This window comes from Stenotrophomonas sp. GbtcB23 (genome assembly GCF_019091045.1).
Lineage (GTDB): Bacteria > Pseudomonadota > Gammaproteobacteria > Xanthomonadales > Xanthomonadaceae > Stenotrophomonas > Stenotrophomonas rhizophila_A.
The window spans coordinates 1-644 of the sequence record NZ_JAGXKC010000157.1; the positions used below are offsets into that span (position 1 = coordinate 1).

Below are 644 nucleotides of genomic sequence, written 5' to 3' on the forward strand. Positions count from 1 at the left end.
CGGAAGAGAGGGGAAACTGCGACATGATCGTGCTCCGGTTGCTCGGGCGGAATTGCCCGGAACCGGCGCCAGCACGGCGCAGCGCAAGCAGTCAGGGGGCGAAGCCGGCCGCCAGGACGCCAGCGCGCAACGCGCGCGCCGCCCTTGACGGCGAGAACGCCGTGATACGGTGAAGGGACAGCAAGACCGCCCTCCCCTCATACGAAGCGCAGGCCCGGATCGAGTCCTGGCCGTTGGCGTCAGCGATGGGAGCCCTTAAGGGGACGAGACGCCGCAGGTAGCTCGATGCGCAGCACGCCTCCCGGCCACGCCTTCCGGGCCCGCGTTGGCCGACATTCGCCCAATGCCGGGTGGATTTCTTGCTGGTTGGCGCCTACCGCCATTTGGTAGACTTGAGCAAACTTGGCAATCCAAAGTCACGAAAGACCAAACCAGATGGTTTTCAGATGAGTGAAGTCGAAAGCGAGATCCTCACGCTGGAGGAAGTCGCGGCCTACCTCGCACCGCATCGCAGTGCGGATGACACCGATCCCCACTGGCACGGCACCTTCGTCGGCGGGCTTGCGTTGTACGGCGATGTCCATAGCGCTATTCAGCAAGGGCAGTTCGTCCCGCAGCTTCGCCTGTTCACCGGCAAAGTGTTC

1 pseudogene is annotated in these 644 nt (G+C 64.0%); it reads left to right on the plus strand.

Annotated features, from left to right (window positions below):
- Positions 1–446: 446 nt before the first annotated feature.
- Positions 447–644 (plus strand): annotated as a pseudogene (locus tag KVS69_RS18575) (hypothetical protein); the annotation flags it as partial.